General features: G+C 73.7%; 18 protein-coding genes. 14 read left to right on the forward strand and 4 right to left on the reverse strand.

All coding sequences use genetic code 11. The features are described from left to right. Positions 1-107: 107 nt before the first annotated feature. Entirely contained in the window at positions 108-845 is a 738-nt protein-coding gene (locus tag FS793_RS00005; RefSeq protein WP_144717328.1) for an aminoglycoside 3'-phosphotransferase, read from the reverse strand. A gap of 96 nt (positions 846-941) precedes the next feature. On the opposite strand from FS793_RS00005, the gene FS793_RS00010 reads away from it, so the two are divergent. The 9 genes from FS793_RS00010 (at position 942) to xerD (ending at position 9,632) form a co-directional block, all read left to right on the forward strand. Further along, positions 942-1,910, forward strand: coding sequence for an NAD-dependent epimerase/dehydratase family protein (locus FS793_RS00010; RefSeq protein WP_144717330.1), 969 nt, complete (start codon positions 942-944; stop codon positions 1,908-1,910). A gap of 71 nt (positions 1,911-1,981) precedes the next feature. After that, positions 1,982-2,758 carry an isocitrate lyase/PEP mutase family protein gene (locus FS793_RS00015; protein WP_144717332.1) on the forward strand — a complete coding sequence of 259 codons (777 nt, stop codon included), beginning with the start codon at positions 1,982-1,984 and terminating at the stop codon, positions 2,756-2,758. 58 nt (positions 2,759-2,816) lie between these two features. Beyond that, positions 2,817-2,945: a hypothetical protein gene (locus FS793_RS16485; protein WP_260979943.1), complete on the forward strand. Its 129-nt coding sequence runs from the start codon at positions 2,817-2,819 to the stop codon at positions 2,943-2,945. Further along, positions 2,942-3,754 carry a TlyA family RNA methyltransferase gene (locus FS793_RS00020; protein WP_144717334.1) on the forward strand — a complete coding sequence of 271 codons (813 nt, stop codon included), beginning with the start codon at positions 2,942-2,944 and terminating at the stop codon, positions 3,752-3,754. The genes FS793_RS16485 and FS793_RS00020 overlap by 4 nt, the downstream gene beginning before the upstream one ends. Positions 3,755-3,783: 29 nt before the next feature. Then, complete coding sequence (locus FS793_RS00025) at positions 3,784-4,695, forward strand: NAD kinase (RefSeq protein WP_144717336.1); 912 nt, start codon at positions 3,784-3,786, stop codon at positions 4,693-4,695. Next, the gene (gene recN, locus FS793_RS00030; protein WP_313959356.1) at positions 4,692-6,386 is read left to right on the forward strand and encodes a DNA repair protein RecN; all 1,695 of its coding nucleotides are present in this window, start codon (positions 4,692-4,694) and stop codon (positions 6,384-6,386) included. Before FS793_RS00025 ends, recN begins: the two co-directional genes overlap by 4 nt. Before the next feature lie 54 nt (positions 6,387-6,440). Beyond that, entirely contained in the window at positions 6,441-8,111 is a 1,671-nt protein-coding gene (locus FS793_RS00035) for a CTP synthase (RefSeq protein WP_186329246.1), read from the forward strand. Beyond that, the gene (locus FS793_RS00040) at positions 8,108-8,731 is read left to right on the forward strand and encodes an NUDIX domain-containing protein (RefSeq protein ID WP_144717341.1); all 624 of its coding nucleotides are present in this window, start codon (positions 8,108-8,110) and stop codon (positions 8,729-8,731) included. Before FS793_RS00035 ends, FS793_RS00040 begins: the two co-directional genes overlap by 4 nt. Positions 8,732-8,738: 7 nt before the next feature. After that, a complete protein-coding gene (gene xerD, locus FS793_RS00045; RefSeq protein WP_144717343.1) occupies positions 8,739-9,632 on the forward strand; it encodes a site-specific tyrosine recombinase XerD in 894 nt (297 codons plus the stop codon). A gap of 1 nt (position 9,633) precedes the next feature. Here the strand turns inward: xerD and FS793_RS00050 are convergent, their stop codons facing one another. Together FS793_RS00050 and FS793_RS00055 are read right to left on the reverse strand one after the other, a co-directional pair. After that, entirely contained in the window at positions 9,634-10,230 is a 597-nt protein-coding gene (locus FS793_RS00050; RefSeq protein ID WP_144717345.1) for a DedA family protein, read from the reverse strand. Between the two features lie 67 nt (positions 10,231-10,297). Beyond that, positions 10,298-10,771: a GNAT family N-acetyltransferase gene (locus FS793_RS00055; protein ID WP_144717347.1), complete on the reverse strand. Its 474-nt coding sequence runs from the start codon at positions 10,769-10,771 to the stop codon at positions 10,298-10,300. 57 nt (positions 10,772-10,828) lie between these two features. Here FS793_RS00055 and FS793_RS00060 point away from each other — a divergent pair, with 57 nt between their 5' ends. After that, positions 10,829-14,305, forward strand: a complete 3,477-nt coding sequence (locus FS793_RS00060; protein WP_144717349.1) for a TM0106 family RecB-like putative nuclease — start codon at positions 10,829-10,831, stop codon at positions 14,303-14,305. A 195-nt stretch (positions 14,306-14,500) separates the two neighbouring features. Here FS793_RS00060 and FS793_RS00065 read toward each other — a convergent pair whose 3' ends face one another. After that, positions 14,501-14,752 (reverse strand): DUF3253 domain-containing protein, encoded by a 252-nt coding sequence (locus FS793_RS00065; RefSeq protein WP_260979944.1) that lies wholly within the window; start codon positions 14,750-14,752, stop codon positions 14,501-14,503. Between the two features lie 144 nt (positions 14,753-14,896). Between FS793_RS00065 and FS793_RS00070 the strand changes: the two genes are divergently transcribed. Genes FS793_RS00070 through FS793_RS00085 form a run of 4 tightly spaced genes read left to right on the forward strand, consistent with a single transcriptional unit; the run spans position 14,897 to position 18,036 of the window. Further along, on the forward strand, positions 14,897-15,784 hold the full coding sequence (locus FS793_RS00070) for a ParA family protein (RefSeq protein WP_144717353.1): 888 nt from the start codon (positions 14,897-14,899) through the stop codon (positions 15,782-15,784). 20 nt (positions 15,785-15,804) lie between these two features. Further along, positions 15,805-16,674, forward strand: a complete 870-nt coding sequence (locus tag FS793_RS00075) for a segregation/condensation protein A (RefSeq protein ID WP_144719688.1) — start codon at positions 15,805-15,807, stop codon at positions 16,672-16,674. Further along, positions 16,664-17,296, forward strand: coding sequence for an SMC-Scp complex subunit ScpB (gene scpB / locus FS793_RS00080; protein ID WP_144717355.1), 633 nt, complete (start codon positions 16,664-16,666; stop codon positions 17,294-17,296). The genes FS793_RS00075 and scpB overlap by 11 nt, the downstream gene beginning before the upstream one ends. Further along, positions 17,296-18,036, forward strand: coding sequence for a pseudouridine synthase (locus FS793_RS00085; RefSeq protein ID WP_144717357.1), 741 nt, complete (start codon positions 17,296-17,298; stop codon positions 18,034-18,036). The genes scpB and FS793_RS00085 overlap by 1 nt, the downstream gene beginning before the upstream one ends. Positions 18,037-18,197: the final 161 nt, after the last annotated feature.

Consider the following 18,197-nt stretch of genomic DNA (forward strand, 5'->3'; position numbering starts at 1 on the left):
ACACCGCCGGACTTCTTTTCGAAAGGGGCCCCAGCCATGACGCTGGGGCCCCTTTTCGCTTTTCCCCGTAGAGACGTTTCTACGCGGACGCTCGCACGGATGCGGCATCAGTCGGCGACGTCCCAGAGCGCGCGGTAGTACGCGACGCGCTCGGCGTCGGGCTCGATGCCGTAGGAGTGCCAGAAGAGCGGCTCGTAGCCGCGGCCGTAGTTCCACTCGAGCGACATCGTCGCGACGGCGAGGTCCGACCATCGGTCTGCGAGTCCGAGCGAGCCGACGTCGACGGTCGCGAGGAACGCACCGGTGTCGCCGAGCAGGGTGTTCGGAGCGCACGCGTCGCCATGACCGACCACGAGGCGGTCGACGCTCGGCGCACGCTCGAGCGAGGGCGACACCACCCCGCCGAGCGCGCGAGCGGCTCGGATGCGGTCGGCGGGCAGCCAGGACCACGGGCAGTCGTCGACGGGCAGCGCATGCAGACGACGCAGGCCGTCGGCGATGGCGCGCACGGCCGTCTCGGGCTCGGCGAGCCACCGCTGCGAGACCGCTCCCTCGCCCAGGAGCGCCTCCATGACGAGCGCCTCGCCGTCGTCGTCGCGGGCATGCGCGCGCACGACGGGCACGGGATGGCGTGCTGCGAGCCACCGCATCCGCTCGGCCTCGTCGGCGAGGGCAGGACCACCGGGCGGACTCCACTTCACGACGAGCGGGTCGTCGCCGTCGATCGCGACGGTGAGGCCGCCGAGCTCGTTGCGCCACAGCATGCGCGTGGCACGCCCGCCGGCGATCTCGAGCACCGAGGCGGGCACGGGTGCGTCGTCGGGCGGTGCGCTCGCGAGCTCCATGGGTCGACGCTAGCTGGCGTCGACGCAGCGTAGGCCATCGGTTCGCCCGTCGCGAAGGCCGCGCGATCCTCGCCACAGCGGTGCCATGCTCGCAGCATGCGCGTCCTCGTCCTCGGTGGCACGGCCTGGCTCGGCCACGCGATCGCTGCCTCGCACCTCGCGGCCGGCCACGACGTCACGTGCGCGGCGCGGGGCACGCGCGTGCCCGACGGCGCGACGCTCGTGCAGGTCGATCGCGACGGGGGAGCGGATGCGCTCGCCGCGGTGTCGGGCGAGTGGGACGCGGTCGTCGACGTGACGCGCATCCCCGCGCACGCTGCCGCAGCGGCGCAGGCGCTCGCCGATCGAGCGCGGCACTGGACCCTGGTCTCGACCGTCTCGGTCTACCGCGACGTCGACCGCCCCGGCGACGACGAGTCGGCGCCGCTGCTCGAGCCCGCCTTCGATCCCGACGACTACGGCCGCGCCAAGGTGCACGTCGAGCAGACGATGCGGACGGCGCTCGGCGACCGTCTGCTCGTGCTGCGTCCCGGCCTCATCGTCGGCCCCGGCGACCCCAGCGACCGGTACGGGTCGTGGGCGGCGCGCGCCGCGCTCGCGGGCGATGGCCCCGTGCTCGTGCCCGAGCGCGACGTCGCAGCGCAGGTCGTCGACGTGCGCGACCTCGCCGCCGCGATCGTCGACCTCGGCGCTCGAGGCGTCGTCGGGGTGCGCGACGCCGTCGGCGACGTCACGACGATGCACGCGCTCGTCGACGAGATCCGGCGGGCCGCCGGGCACACCGGTCCCGTCGTGCTCGCGTCGGACGCCGACCTCGAGCGACTCGACGTGCAGCCGTGGGGTGGCCCGCGCTCGCTCGCGCTCTGGCTGCCCGTCGGCCACGACGGCCTCGGCGCTCGCGCGAACGCGGCGCTGCTCTCCGACGGCGTGCAGCTGCGCCCCAGCGCCGAGACTGCGCGCGACGTCGTCGCCGACGAGCGCGCGCGAGGGCTCGAACGCCCCCGAGCCAGCGGCATCTCGCGTGCCGACGAGTTGGCCGTGCTCGCGGCACTCGCCGACGACTGACCGATCCGACCCATCCGCTCGGCGTCGCGCATCCGGACGACGCCCGGCCCACCACGACAGAAGGAGCCACCATGAGCACCACCGCCGACCGCGCATCCGAGCTGCTGCGCCTGCACCGCGACCCCGCCCTGCTGAAGGTCGTCAACGTCTGGGACCCGATCTCGACGTCCGCCGTCGTCGGAGCCCAGGGCACCGTCGCGCTCGCCACGGCGAGCCACTCGATCGCCGCGACCCTCGGCTACGAGGACGGCGAGCAGATCCCCGTCGACGAGATGCTCGACATGATCCGCCGCATCCTCGCCGTCACCGACCTGCCCGTCTCGGCGGACCTCGAGGGCGGCTACGGCGACGCCCCCGAGACCGTGCGCCGTGCGATCGAGCTCGGCGTCGTCGGCGCCAACATCGAGGACCAGCTGAAGCCGCTCGACGAGGCGGCGAGCCAGGTCGAGGCCATCATGCGCGCCGCACGGGATGCGGGCGTGCCCGACTTCGTGCTCAACGCGCGCACCGACGCGTTCCCCGTCGGCGGCGACCGCGACCGCGACGTCGTGATCGCCGACGCGCTCGAGCGCGGCCGCGCCTACCTCGACGCCGGGGCGCCCGTCGTGTTCGTGCCGGGGCCGCTCACGAGCGACGAGGTGCGCACGCTCGTCGACGCCTTCGGGAAGCAGCGCCTCACGACCATCGCCCTGCCGGGGACGCCGTCGTTCGACGAGCTGCAGGAGCTCGGCGTCGCCCGTGTCTCGTTCGGGCCGATCTCGCAGCGCGTCGCGCTCACGGCGCTGCAGGAGCTCGCCGAGACCGCGCTCGCGCACGGCGAGCTGCCCGGCTTCCGTCCGCTGAACTGACCGTGATCGCGGCGTCGCCTCCGGCCGGAGGCGACGCCGCGGCGGTAGCGTGGATGCCGTGACCGACGACACCAGCGCAGGCCTCCTCGACGAGATCGAGGTCATCGAGGAGCAGCCGCTCGAGCGTCGCGCCGAGGCGTTCGCCGCGTTGCACGACCGCCTCGAGGCGGCGCTCGCCGGCTCGTGACCGATCCGTCGTCCGCGCGTCTCGACCAAGCGCTCGCCGCACGCGGCCTCGCGCGCAGCCGCACGCACGCCGCCCGACTCGTCGCCGCGGGCGCCGTGCGCATCGACGGCGTCGTCGCCACGAAGGCGTCCGCGCACGTGCCGCCGGATGCGCGCATCCAGGTCGACGACGACGGCTGGGTGTCGCGCGCGGCAGGCAAGCTGCTCGCGGCGCTCGACGCGTTCGGCGTCGACCCCGCGGGCCGCGACGCGCTCGACGTCGGCGCCTCGACGGGCGGCTTCACGCAGGTGCTCCTCGCGCGCGGCGCGCGCCACGTCACGGCGCTCGACGTCGGCCACGACCAGTTCCAGGTGCCCCTCGACGATCGCATCACGCTGCTCGAGGGCGTCAACGTGCGCGACCTGCGCCCGCCGATGCATCCGCAGCCGTCGCTCGTCGTCGCCGACGTCTCGTTCATCTCGCTCGCGCTCGTGCTGCCGCCCGTGCACGCCGTCGCGACCGCCGACGCCGACTGGCTCGTGCTCGTGAAGCCGCAGTTCGAGGTCGGCCGCGGTCGCGTGCGCGGCGGCATCGTCGACGACCCCGCCGCGCGCGCCGACGCCATCCGCCAGGTGCTCGACGCCGCGTGGGCGCTGGGCCTCGGCACCGCGGGCCTCGCCGCGAGCCCCGTCGTCGGCACCCACGGCAACCGCGAGTACCTCGCGCACCTGCAGGCGGGCGCCACGGATCCCGAACACCTCGGCGATCTGCCCGACATCCTCGCTCGCAGCGCAACCGCCGACGCCGACGGCACGCATCCGACAGAATGAGGATGCACGTGAGCGCGGACGGAGGGCGAATGAGCGAGCGCCGCTTCCTCGTGGTGTTCCACCCGGGTCGCGACGAGACGCTGCGCACCGCCTCGAGCGTGTGCCGTCGACTCGTCGAGGCCGGCGTCACGCCCGTGCTCGTGCCCGAGGAGCGCACGGCGCTCGTCGCGCACGCCGCCGAGGCCGAGGTCGTCGCGACGTTCGACGCCGACGCGCCCGGCGACATCGAGCTCGTCATCACGCTCGGCGGCGATGGCACGATCCTGCGCGCCGCCGAGCTGCAGCGCCTCACGGGCGCGCCCCTGCTCGGCATCAACATGGGCCACGTCGGCTTCCTCGCCGAGGCGGAGGTCGCCGACGTGCAGGCGGTCGTCGACCACGCCGTCGCCGGCGACTACGAGGTGGAGTCGCGCCTCACGCTCGACGTGCGCGTCTTCATCGACGAGGTCGAGGTCGCCGCGACGTGGGCCGTCAACGAGGCCGCGATCGAGAAGCACGGCGCCGGCCGCATGATCGAGGCGCTGCTCGAGGTTGACGAGCGCCCCATCTCGTCGTTCGGCACGGACGCGGTGCTGCTCGCGACCCCCACGGGCTCCACGGCCTACTCGTTCTCGGCGGGCGGCCCCATCGTGTGGCCCACCGCCCAGGTGATGCTCATGGTGCCGCTCGGCGCCCACGCGCTCTTCACGCGTCCGCTCGTCGTCGGTCCCGAGTCGACGATGTCGGTGACGATCTCGCCGCACTCGACGAGCGACGCCGTGCTGTGGTGCGACTCGCGCCGCTCGGTCGACCTGCCGCAGGGCGCTCGCGTCGAGGCGCGCCGCTCGGAGACGCCGCTGCGGCTCGCGCGCCTCACGCCCGCGCCGTTCGCCGATCGCCTCGTCGCCAAGCTCGACCTGCCCGTGCAGGGATGGCGCGACGCCGCCAGGAGCGCCTCGTGACCCGGACCCGCCTCGAGGAGCTCGCGATCCGCAGCCTCGGCGTCATCGACGACGCCGTGCTCGAGCTCGCGCCCGGCTTCACCGCCATCACCGGCGAGACCGGTGCGGGCAAGACCATGGTCGTGCAGGCCCTCTCGCTGCTGCGCGGCGCCCGCGCCGACGCCGGCCTCATCCGCGCCGGCGACGACCGCGCCGCCGTGCAGGGCGTGTGGATGCTCGACGACGCCACCGACCGCGAGCTCGTCGACGACGCCGGCGGCGTCGTCGAGGACGGCGAGCTGCTCGTCGCGCGCTCCGTGTCGCGCGAGGGCCGTAGCCGTGCCCAGATCGGCGGCGCCAACGTGCCCGCCGCATCGCTGCAGTCGCTCGCCGACTCGCTCGTCGCCGTGCACGGGCAGTCAGACCAGCAGCGGCTGCGCGGCGCGCAGGCGCAGCTCGCGGCGCTCGACCGCGCGGCCGGCGAGGCGCTCGCGGCGCTGCTCGTCGACTACCGCGCCCACCTGCACGCGTGGCGCGACGCCGAGCGCGAGCTCACCACGATCACGACCGAGCGCGATGCGCGCCGCCGCGAGGCCGACGACCTGCGCACCGAGCTCGAGGCGCTCGAGGCGATCGACCCGCAGCCGGGGGAGGACGCCGAGCTCGACGCCCTCGCGCATCGGCTCGAGCACGTCGAGTCGCTGCGCGCCATCGTGGCCGAGGCGCACACGGCCATCACGGGCGAGGACGGCCTCGACGCCACGACGCTCGTCGGCACCGCTCGCCGGCTCGTCGAGCGCGGCGAGCGCGACGACGCCGCGCTCGCGACCGCCCTGTCGCTGCTCGCCGACGCCGAGGCCGCCGTGCAGGAGGCCGCCGCCGAGCTCACGCGCTACGCCGACACGCTCGAGGCACCCGAGCGGCCCATCGACGAGATCCAGGAGCGCCGTGCCGCGCTCGCGCCCGTCGTGCGCCGCTACGACTCCATCGAGGCCGCGCTCGAGCACGGCAGGCTCGGCGCCCTGCGTCTCGTCGAGCTCGACGCCGACGACGAGCGCACGGTCGAGCTCGAGCAGCGCATCGCCGCCGAGCGCGACGCCGCCGACGCCCTCGCCGCACGCATCACCGAGGTGCGCACCGCATCCGCCGCGGAGCTCGAGGAGCGCGTGCAGCACGAGCTGCGTGCGCTCGCGATGCCCGACGCTCGCCTGCGCATCGCCGTGACGCCCGGCGACGAGCACCACGAGCACGGCCGCGACGACGTGGCGATCCTGCTCGCACCGCATCCCGGCGCCGAGCCCCGCCCCGTCGCGAAGGCGGCGTCGGGCGGCGAGCTCTCCCGCGTGATGCTCGCGCTCGAGGTCGCCCTCGCCGCCGACGACGTGCCGACGTTCGTGTTCGACGAGGTCGACGCCGGCGTCGGCGGCGCGTCCGCGATCGAGATCGGGCGCAGGCTCGCGGCGCTCGCCCAGCACGCGCAGGTCATCGTCGTGACGCACCTCGCGCAGGTCGCCGCGTTCGCCGACCGCCACATCACGGTCGTGAAGGCCACCGACGGCTCCGTGACGGCGTCGAGCGTGCACACCGTGCGCGACGACGCGCGGGTCGAGGAGCTCGCCCGCATGCTCGCCGGCACGGCCTCCGACACTGCCCTCGCGCACGCCGCCGAGCTGCTCGCGGATGCGCACGCCGCGCCGAGCACGACTGCCTGACGGCATGACGGCTCGGGTCGGATAGGGTTGGAGTCCGTGGCGAGCGATTCCCGGGTGACCAAGCAGATCTTCGTGACGGGCGGCGTCGTCTCGTCCCTGGGCAAGGGCCTCACGGCCGCTTCCCTCGGCAATCTCCTCACGGCTCGTGGCCTCCACGTCGTGATGCAGAAGCTCGATCCGTACCTCAACGTGGATCCGGGCACGATGAACCCGTTCCAGCACGGCGAGGTCTTCGTGACCGACGACGGTGCCGAGACGGACCTCGACATCGGCCACTACGAGCGCTTCCTCGACATCGAGCTGTCGCAGGCCGCCAACGTCACGACGGGCCAGATCTACTCGCGCGTCATCGAGCGCGAGCGCCGTGGCGAGTACCTCGGCGACACCGTGCAGGTCATCCCGCACATCTCCGACGAGATCAAGCGGCGCATGCGCCTGCAGGCCGACAACGTGCCGCAGCCCGACGTCATCATCACCGAGATCGGTGGCACCGTCGGCGACATCGAGAGCCAGCCGTTCATCGAGGCGGCCCGTCAGGTGCGCCACGAGCTCGGCCGCAAGAACGTGTTCTTCGTGCACGTCTCGCTCGTGCCGTTCCTCGGCGCCTCGGGCGAGCAGAAGACGAAGCCCACGCAGCACTCCGTCGCGACGCTGCGCTCGATCGGCATCCAGCCCGACGCGCTCGTGCTGCGCTCCGACCGCCCCGTGAGCGCGTCGAACCGCACGAAGATCGCGCTCATGTGCGACGTCGACGAGCGGGCCGTGGTCAACGCCATGGACGTCGCGTCGATCTACGAGATCCCCACGATGCTCACGGAGCAGGGGCTCGACGGCTACATCATCGAGCAGCTCGGCCTCGACGCCGGCGACGTGGACTGGAGCCGCTGGCAGCCCGTGCTCGACGCCGTGCAGCACCCGCGTCACGAGGTGACGATCGGCCTCGTCGGCAAGTACATCGACCTGCCCGACGCGTACCTCTCGGTCACCGAGGCGCTCAAGGCGGGCGGGTTCGCGAACCAGACGGCCGTGAAGATCCGCTGGGTCGCCTCCGACCTCTGCGAGACGCCCGAGGGCGCCGCGCAGCAGCTCTCCGACGTCGACGGCATCTGCGTGCCCGGCGGGTTCGGCGTGCGCGGCATCGAGGGCAAGCTCGGCGCCCTGCGCTTCGCGCGCGAGAACGACATCCCCACGCTCGGCCTGTGCCTCGGCCTGCAGTGCATGGTCATCGAGTACGCGCGCAACGTCGCCGGCATCGAGGGCGCGTCGTCGAGCGAGTTCGACGAGGACACCCCGCATCCCGTCATCGCGACGATGGCGGAGCAGGAGGCCCACGTGCACGGCGGCAACCTCGGCGGCACCATGCGGCTCGGCCTGTACGAGGCGGCGCTCGCCCCCGGCTCGCTCGCCGAGCGCGTGTACGGCGCACCCGTCTCGCACGAGCGCCACCGGCACCGCTACGAGGTCAACAACCAGTACCGCGACCAGCTGTCGGAGGCGGGCCTGTCGTTCTCGGGCACGTCGCCCGACGGCCACCTCGTGGAGTACGTCGAGGTGCCCGGCCACCCGTACTACATCGCCACGCAGGCGCACCCCGAGCTGCGCAGCCGTCCGAACCACGCGCATCCGCTGTTCCGCGGCCTCGTCGAGGCGTCGCTCGAGCGCCAGCGCGCGTCGAAGCTGTTCGACGTCGACGCCGAGCAGACGACCGAGGCTGCGACCGCATGATCGAGGACACGCTCGGCAGCCTGCCGGTGACGCACCGCGAGACGGTGTTCCACGGGCGCGTGTGGGACGTCGAGCGGCACACGGTCGACCTGCCCTCGGGCACGACGATCGTGCGCGACCTGCTCGACCATCCCGGCGCCGTCGCCGTGCTCGCCGTGAACGAGCGCGACGAGGTGCTGCTCGTGCATCAGTACCGGCATCCGGTCGGCGCGACGATGTGGGAGCTGCCGGCGGGCCTGCTCGACGTCGAGGGCGAGGATCCGCTCGTCGGCGCGCAGCGCGAGCTCGCCGAGGAGACCGACACCGTCGCCGCCACGTGGGGCGTGCTGTGCGACATCTCGACGTCGGGCGGCGGCTCGAGCGAGATGCTGCGCATCTACCTCGCGACCGATGTGGGTGACGCGCCCGAGACGTTCGCGCGCACCGACGAGGAGGCGGACATGGACGTGCGGTGGGTGCCGCGCGCCGAGGTCGTCGCCGCCGCGCTGTCGAACCGCCTGCACAACGCCACGATGCTCACGGCCGTGCTCGCCTACGAGGCGCTGCGCGCTCGCGACGGCGCGACGCAGCCCGCCGACGTGCCGTTCGACTGGCACCGCCCCGCGCGTCCCGAGCGCTGACGGGCGCATGCGCCCCGCGGATGCCGTCGCCCGCTACCTGCGGCAGCTGACGATCGAGCGCGGGCTCTCGAGGCACACGCTCGCGGCGTACCGCCGCGACCTCGACGGGTACCTCGCGGTGCTCGATGCGCGCGGTCGGGATGCAGTGGCCGCGATCGACGCATCCGACGTGCAGGCCTTCCACGCATCCCTCGCCGATCGCGGCCTCGCCGCGTCGAGCGTCGCGCGCCAGCTCTCGGCGGTGCGCGGGCTGCACCGGTTCCTCATCGACGAGCGCCTCGTCGAGCAGGACGTCGCGCGCGATCACCGGCCCCCCAAGCAGGGCATGCCGTTGCCGAAGGCCGTGACGATCGCGCAGATGCAGCGCATCCTCGAGCACGCGGGCGGCGACGACGCGACGGGCCTGCGCGATCGGGCGCTGCTCGAGCTGCTCTACGCGACGGGCGCGCGCATCTCGGAGGTGTGCGACCTCGACGTCGACGACGCGCACGAGGAGCTGCTGCGCCTCACGGGCAAGGGCGGCAAGCAGCGGCTCGTGCCCGTCGGCTCCTACGCGCGCGACGCGGTCGACGCCTACCTCGTGCGGGCGAGGCCGATGCTGGCGGTGCGCGGGCGCGGCGGGCCGGCGCTGCTGCTCGGTGCGCGCGGCGGCCGCCTCTCGCGGCAGGCGGCATGGTCGATCATCCAGCGCGTCGCCGCCGAGGCCGAGGTGGAGCACGTGTCGCCGCACACCTTCCGCCACTCGTTCGCGACGCATCTGCTCGAGGGCGGCGCCGACGTGCGCGTCGTGCAGGAGCTGCTGGGCCATGCGAGCGTCGCGACCACGCAGATCTACACCCGCGTCACGGCGGACACGCTGCGGGACATGTACACGACGGCGCATCCGCGGGCTCGGCGGTAGCTCACGTCGTCGACGTCACGCCGCGGCGGCGCAGGATCGCGTCGGCCGCGAGGCCCACGCCGAGCCCGACGATCGCGCCGGCGAGCGCGGCGAGCACGGGGGAGTCGCCGAGCGCCCACGCGGCGCCGAGGCCGATGAGCACCGTGATCGTGGCCCACAGCGTCGCGGCGGTCGCGACGAGCGGCACGAAGCGCCGCGCATCCATCCGCACCGCGCCCGCGGTGGCGTTGACCGCGACGCGCAGGCCCGGCACGAAGCGTGCGGCGACGACGATCGAGGCGCCGCGGAGGCGCAGCAGCGTCGACGCCTGGCGTGCGAGCGTGCGCACGCGCCGATGCCGCAGCCATCGCCGCGAGGCGATCGTGCGGCCGAGCACGTAGGCGAGCGAGTCGCCCAGCGTCGCGGCGACCGCGATCGTCGCCCCGATGGCGATGGGATGCGGGGCGTCGCCGGCCGCGCCGAGCGTCACGAGCGCGATGACGACGGCCTCGGTCGGCAGCGGCGGCACGATCGAGTCGACGACGCACAGCGCTGCGACGACGACGAGCGCCCACGGCGACGCTGCCATCGCGACGACCGCGTCGAGCACGCTGTCCATGGGCCTCCCGGCGCGAGGCTACGCGGCGCCGGTGACGGTGGGGTGGCCGGGTGGTGACGGTCGCGCGTCAGCGCTCGGCGACGGCGGCCTCTGCCCACAGCAGGCGCGCGCTGGGCCGGAAGCCGTTGCGCTCGTACATCGCGGGGGACGCGGCGCTCGTGTGCACCGTGACGTGCTCGGCGCCGCGCTCGGTCGCGGTCGCGAGCACCGCCTGCACGAGGCGACCGCCGATGCCCCGTCCGCGCAGCGCCGGCACGACGTAGCAGGACTGCAGGTCGCCGCTCGTGCGGTCGCGGCTGTGCACGGTCGCGACGCGCGGCGTGAGCGCGAGCCAGGCCATCCCCACGACCCTCCCGTCGGCGACGGCGACATGGGGGAGGTGCGAGCCGGCGTGCGCCCTCGCCCAGGCGGCCGCCTCGGCGACGAAGGTCGGCTCGTCGATCGCGACGTCGTCGCCGCGCTCGGCGGTCCACCGCCACCGCAGCGCGACGGTCGCCTCGAGCTCGTGGTCGCGGGCGATGCGGATGTCGACGTCGGTCATGCGGGCAGCCTAGGACGCACGGCGGATGCGTCGGTGGTCGCCGATAGCGTGACGGGCATGTTCGTGCGCGAGGGTCTGCTGCTGCACAGTGCGAGCGACCTCAAGGCCGCGAGCGAGTGCGAGTTCGCGATGCTGCGCGCCCTCGACGCGAAGCTCGGGCGCATCGCCAAGGTCGAGGACGTCGACGACCCCATGCTCGCGCGCGCCGGCCGGCTCGGCGACGCGCACGAGGAGCGCATCCTGCAGGCGTACCGCGATCGCGCGGTGCGCGAGCCCGGCTACCGCGTCGTCGAGATCGCCAGGCCCGAGCCCATGTCGATCGCGGGGCTGGCAGCGGCGCGCGACGCCTCGATGGCCGCGATGCGCGATGGCGTCGACGTCGTGTTCCAGGCGACGTTCCTCGACGAGGCGACCGGCTTCATGGGCTTCGCCGACTTCCTCGTGCGCGAGCAGCGTCGCGACGGATCGTGGGCGTACGCGGTGTACGACGCGAAGCTCGCTCGCAGCGCGAAGACCACCGCGCTGCTGCAGCTCGCCGCGTACGCGATCGAGCTGCAGCGCGAGGGCATCCCCGTGCACGACGACGTGCACCTCATGCTCGGCTCGGGCGAGACGACGACGCACCGGCTCGACGACGTGCTGCCCGTGTTCGAGCGCGCGATGGGTCGCATGCGCACGCTGCTGGCGGAGCGCCGTGCCGCGTCGGAGCCCATCGCATGGGACACGCCGGGCATCCGCCAGTGCGGGCGCTGCGCGACCTGCACGGTCGAGGTCGAGCGCACGCGCGACCTGCTGCTCGTCGCGAGCCTGCGCGTGACGCAGCGCGAGCGGATGCGCGCGGCGGGCATCGCGACGATCGACGACCTCGCCGCGTCGTCGGGCCCCGTGCCCGGCGTCGGCGACGCGACGCTCGCCTCGCTGCGCGTGCAGGCCCGGCTGCAGCTCGCAGCGCCCGAGACCGGCGTGCTGCACGAGGTCTTCGACGCGCGCGCGCTGGGCCGGCTCCCCGAGCCGAGCCTCGGCGACGTGTTCTTCGACTTCGAGGGCGACCCGCTGTGGTGGGACGGCGAGCACTGGGGCATCGACTACCTGTTCGGCGCCACGACGTACGACACCGGCTCCGAGGTCTTCACGCCGTTCTGGGCGCACGACTTCGCCGCAGAGGGGCGCGCGCTCGAGGACTTCCTCGACTGGCTCGCCGCCCGTCGGCAGCGGTGGCCCGATCTGCACGTCTACCACTACGCGCCCTACGAGGTCACGCACCTGCGATCGATCTCCGCGAGCCACGGCATCCGCGAGGACGAGGTGCGCGACCTGCTCGCCGACGACGTGCTCGTCGACCTCTACCCGATCGTGCGCGGCGCGGTGCGCATCTCGGAGTCGTCGTACTCGCTCAAGCGGCTCGAGCCGCTGTTCATGGGGTCGCGGCTGCGCGACAGCGAGGTGAAGGACGGCGGCGCCTCGATCGTCGCCTACCAGCGGGTCGGCGAGCTGCGCGGTGACGGGCGAGCCGACGAGGCGGATGCGCTGCTCGGCGAGATCGGCGACTACAACCGGTACGACTGCGCCGCGACGGCGGGGCTGCGCGACTGGCTCGCCGGGCTGGCCGACGAGGCGGGCGTGCCGCGTCGGCGGCGCATCGTCGTCGAGTCCACGGCGTCGGAGCGGCTCGAGGCGCGCGAGGACGCCGTCGACGCACGCCTGCGCGCGACGATCGCGCACGTGCCCGCCGCGGAGCGCACCGACGACCAGGCCGCCGTCGCCCTCGCCGCAGCGGCGGTCGAGTACCACCGGCGCGAGGACACGGCGTACTGGGGCGAGCACTTCGCGCGACTCGACGGGCACGTGGAGCTGTGGCGCGACCAGCGCGACGTGCTGGCACCGGCCGACGTCGCCATCGAGGTCGTCGACGGCTGGCAGACGCCGCCGCGCGCACGGCAGCCGCGCCGACGGCTGCGCCTCGTCGGGCCGATGGCTGCAGGGTCGCGGCTCGGCACGGGCGACCGGCCGTTCGTCGTCTACGAGTCGCCGGCGCCGTTCGGCGACCTCGACGACGGCGCGACGTACCGTGCGCATGCCGACGTCGAGGTCGTCGAGGCGTCCGAGGACTCCGGCACGTGGACCGTGCTGCTCGACGAACGCGCCGCCGACGGCGTCGGCTGGTCGCAGCTGCCGATCGCGCTCACGCCGCCTCGGCCCATCCCGACGCCGAAGCAGCGTGCCGCGATCCTCGAATGGGGCGAGCAGGTCGCCGCGAGCGCCACCCCGATCGCCGACCCGGCCCTCGACCTGCTGCGCCGCGAGCCTCCGCGCGTGCGCGGCGGGCTGCTCGCCGCCGACGCGGCGACGCCCGCCGAACGCATCGTGCACGCGCTCGAGGGCATGCACCGGTCGTACCTCGCGGTGCAGGGGCCGCCCGGATCGGGCAAGACGTACGTCGGCGCGACGGTGCTGCGCGCGCTCGCCGAGCGCGGGTGGAGGATCGGCGTCGTGGCGCAGTCGCACGACGTCGTCGAGCACCTGCTGCAGCAGGCGATCGATCTCGGCGTGCCCGCAAATCGCGTGGGCAAGCGGCCGAAGAGCGGGGCGACGACCGTGCCGGGCACGGCGCTCGAGACCCGCGACGTCGCGGGCTTCCTCGCGCGCGGCGGCGGTCGCATCGTCGGCGGCACGGCGTGGACCTTCGCGAACGCCGACCAGGTGCCCAGGCACGCGCTCGACCTGCTCGTGATCGACGAGGCCGGCCAGTTCTCCCTCGCGAACACGATCGCCTGCTCGGTCGCCGCCGACCGGCTGCTGCTGCTCGGCGACCCGCAGCAGCTGCCGCAGGTGAGCCAGGGCACGCATCCCGAGCCCATCGACCGCTCGGCCCTCGGCTGGCTCTCGGGCGACGATCACGTGCTGCCCGACCGCTTCGGCGTCTTCCTCGCGCAGTCGTGGCGCATGCATCCCGTGCTGTGCGAGGCGGTGTCGGCGCTGTCGTACGACCGGCAGCTCACCTCGGCGCCCGTCGCCGCGGCGCGCAGGCTCGCCGGATCGCCGGGCGTGCACGCCGTGCCCGTCGACCACGTGGGCAACGGCGTGGAGTCGCCCGAGGAGGCCGTCGAGGTCGTGCGCATCGTGCGCGACCAGCTGGGCCGCGAGTGGCTCGACCCGTCGAGGTCCCACGACCCGAGGCCGCTCACGGCCGCCGACGTCATCGTCGTCGCGCCGTACAACGCGCAGGTCTCGCTGCTGCGCCGCGCGCTCGACGCCGCGGGGCTCGAGGCGACGCGCGTCGGCACCGTCGACCGGTTCCAAGGGCAGGAGGCCGTCGTGGCGATCATGTCGACGACGGCGTCGAGCGCCGACGATGCGCCGCGCGGCCCCGAGTTCGCGCTCGACCGCAACCGCATGAACGTGGCGATCTCGCGTGCGCAATGGTCGTCGTACGTCGTCTTCTCGCCGCGCATCGCCGACGCCCTGCCGTACAAGGCCGATGGCCTGGCGCAGCTGTCGGGCTTCCTGCGGCTCACGGGCTCGGCCGCGTCCTGACGCCCGCGCGAGCCGCGACGGTCCCCAGCCCGGCGGTGAGCGCTCGCGCGGTCCACGGGGCGCGATGGACGGCCGGTCGTCTGCGTCTCGCAGGCGATTCGGCGAGCGGAGGGAAGATTCCCCTTGGCTCGTGGAATCGCCTGCAAGACGCAAAGGCGCGGTTGGTCGCGGGGCGGCTGGCAGCTCGGGCGCAGGTCAGCGCGGGCGTCGGATGCGGACGGGGCCGCGAGCGGTGCGGACGTCGACGACCGAGCCGCGCTGCGTGACCTCGACCTCGCCCGCGTCGGCGAGGCGGGCGGCGACGGCGCGCGTCGCGTCCATGAGCGAGCGCCACGAGTCGGCGTCGCCGACGGCGCGAGCGACGTCGCTCGGGCAGATCGTGCGGTCGGGCGCGCGCTCGTCGACGAGCCGCAGCATCGTCTGCTCGAGCCGGCCATCGCGATCCACGTCTCGACCCTCGCGCATCCACGTCGGCTCCGCGAGGGCCTTGCGGCGCGCGCACGACCCCGCCGGAACCTTCGACCAGAGGTTGAGATACACGCCTGTCCGCGCTGCGAGGAGCGTGCGGGACGCGGACCTAGACTCGAGGACATGACAGGTCGGAGCGAGCAGACGGCAGCGCTGCCGGGCCTCGACGCACCGGTCATGGGCCCCACGGGACGTCCGCTGCAGGAGTTCCCGGTGCCGGCCCCGCTGACGGGACACGGGCCCGCGCGCATCATCGCGATGTGCAACCAGAAGGGCGGCGTCGGCAAGACGACGACGACCATCAACCTCGGCGCCTCGCTCGCCGAGTACGGGCGTCGCGTGCTCGCCGTCGACTTCGACCCGCAGGGCGCGCTGTCGGCCGGTCTCGGCATCGAGAACCACGAGTCGACGACGATCTACGACCTGCTGCTGTCGTCGAAGCGCGACACGCGCGAGGCGATCCAGCACTCGAGCGTCGAGGGCCTCGACGTCATCCCCGCGAACATCGACCTGTCGGCCGCGGAGGTGCACCTCGTGAGCGAGGTCGCCCGCGAGCAGATCCTCGCGCGCGTGCTGCGGCAGGTGTCCGACGACTACGACGTCATCCTCGTGGACTGCCAGCCGTCGCTCGGCCTGCTCACGGTCAACGCGCTCACCGCTGCGCACGGCGTGCTCGTGCCGCTCGAGTGCGAGTACTTCGCGCTGCGCGGCGTCGCGCTGCTGAAGGAGACGATCGACAAGGTGCAGGACCGGCTCAACCCGGCGCTGCGCCTCGACGGCATCCTCGCCACGATGTACGACTCGCGCACGCTCCACTCGCGCGAGGTGCTGCAGCGCGTGGTCGAGGCGTTCGGCCCGTCGGTGCTCGAGACCGTCATCCGCCGCACGGTGAAGTTCCCCGACGCCTCGGTGGCGGGCACGCCCATCACGCAGTACGCACCCGAGCACTCCGCGTCGGCCGCGTACCGCCAGGTCGCGCGCGAGCTCATCGCCCGCGGCGCCGTCGCCTGAGGCGCTCGGTGACGGAGCCCCTGGTCGAGCCCGAGGCGCCGACCGAGCACGATGCCGCGGTCGCGACGGTCGATGGTGACGCGGCAGTCGAGCCGTCCGCCGACGACGCGGGCGGCTTCCGCATCCACCAGGAGCACTTCGACGGCCCGTTCGACCTGCTGCTGACGCTCATCGGCAACCGCAGGCTCGACGTGACCGAGATCGCGCTCGGGCAGGTGACGAACGCGTTCATCGCCTACCTCTCGACGCTCGAGGGCGAGGGGATGCTGGACGAGGCGAGCGAGTTCATCGTCGTCGCCGCGACGCTGCTCGACCTCAAGGTCGCGAGCCTGCTGCCCGCAGGCGAGGTCGTGGATGCCGAGGACGTCGCGCTGCTCGAGGCGCGCGACCTGCTCTTCGCCCGCCTGCTGCAGTACCGCGCGTTCAAGGGCGCTGCCGCCTGGTTCGACGAGCGCCTCACGGCCGAGTCGACGCGGCACGCGCGCTCGGTGCGACTCGAGGAGCGGTTCCGCAGCCGTGCGCCCGAGCTGCGCTGGACGCTGTCGGCCGACGACTTCGCCGCGCTCGCGCTGCTCGCCATGACGCCGCGCGAGATCCCCGTCGTCGGGCTCGCGCACCTGCACGCGCCGCTCGTGTCGATCCGCGAGCAGGCGGCGCACGTCGTGTCGATCCTGCGCGGCAGCGGCACCCGCTCGTTCCGCGAGCTCGTCGCCGGCGCCGAGAGCCGCGGCGTCGTCGTGGCACGCTTCCTGGCCGTGCTCGAGCTGTACCGTCGTGGTGCGCTGGGCTTCGAGCAGGTCGAGCCGCTCGGCGAGCTCTCGATCACGTGGACCGGCCACGACTTCCGCGACGACCAGCTCAGCACCCTGGGAGCCGACTATGACCACTGACGCACGCGTCGCATCCGACGCCGCCACGCCCGACGCTGCCGACGCGCGCACCGAGGAGGAGCAGCGGCCCGATCGCTCGCACCTGCCGCTCGCGCGCAGGCTCGAGGCGATCCTGCTCGTCGCCGACGAGCCGCAAGGCGTCGTGCACCTGGCGAGCGCGCTCGGCGCGCCCGTCGCCGCCGTGCGCGACGCCGTCGAGGGGCTGCGCGCCGACTACGCCGGCGAGGGCGACGGTCCCGAGCGCGGCTTCGAGCTGCGCGAGGTGGCAGGCGGCTGGCGCATGTACGTGCGAGAGCAGTACGACGCCGACGTCGAGGGATTCGTGCTCACGCAGACGCCCACGAGGCTGTCGCAGGCGGCGCTCGAGACCCTCGCCGTCATCGCCTACAAGCAGCCCATCACCCGCGGAGCGATCGCGGCCATCCGCGCCGTCAACGTCGACTCCGTCGTGCGCACGCTGCTGGGCCGCGGCCTCGTCACCGAGGCGTTCACGGATCCCGAGACGGGCGCGATCCACTACGAGACCACCGACCTGCTGCTGCAGCAGATGGGGCTCGGCTCGATCGAGGAGCTGCCGCCCATCTCGCCCCTGCTGCCCGACTCCGACGAGGACGACGCGTGATGGACCACGACCCTTCCACCGAGGGGGAGCGCCTGCAGAAGGTGCTCGCCGCCGCCGGCGTGGCCTCGCGCCGCGTCGTCGAGGACATGATCGTCGACGGCCGCATCGAGGTGGACGGCGAGGTCGTCACCGAGCTCGGCACGCGCATCTCGCCCGAGGCTCGGGTGACGGTCGACGGCACGCCCGTGCAGCTCGACGTGTCGAAGCGGTACGTCATGCTCAACAAGCCCACGGGCGTCGTGTCGTCGATGGCAGACGACCGCGGTCGCGCCGACCTCACGCAGTACACGCGCGACCTCGACGAGCGCGTCTACAACGTCGGTCGCCTCGACTACGACACGTCGGGCCTGCTGCTGCTCACGAACGACGGCGAGCTGGCCAACGTGCTCGCGCATCCGTCGTTCGGCGTCGAGAAGACGTACGTCGCGAAGGTGCAGGGACGCGTGGACTCGCGCATCGTGCGCACGCTGCGCAACGGCTTCGAGCTCGACGACGGCTTCATCCGCGCCGACAAGGCGCGCATCCTCGGCACGCCGGGCAGGCAGGCGTCGATGCTCGAGATCACGCTGCACTCGGGCCGCAACCGCATCGTGCGTCGCATGCTCGAGCACGTCGGGCACCCCGTCGTCGACCTCGTGCGACGCCGGTTCGGGCCGCTGACGCTCGGCACGCTCGCGTCGGGGGCGACGCGGGAGCTGACGAAGGAGGAGCGCGGGGCGATCCTCAAGCTCGCGCGCTGACCAGCTGGTCGAGGAGCGCGCGAGCGCAGCGAGCACGCGTCACGAGACCACGCGACCGCTTCTCCTGCCCAGCCATGCGAATGGTCGCGTCGGGCGGGTCCGTCACGTGGTCTCGTGACGGCTGCAGCCTTCGGCTGCGGCCTCCTCGACCAGCTGGTGGA

Source organism: Agrococcus jejuensis (assembly GCF_007679035.1).
Classification (GTDB): Bacteria; Actinomycetota; Actinomycetes; order Actinomycetales; family Microbacteriaceae; genus Agrococcus; species Agrococcus jejuensis_A.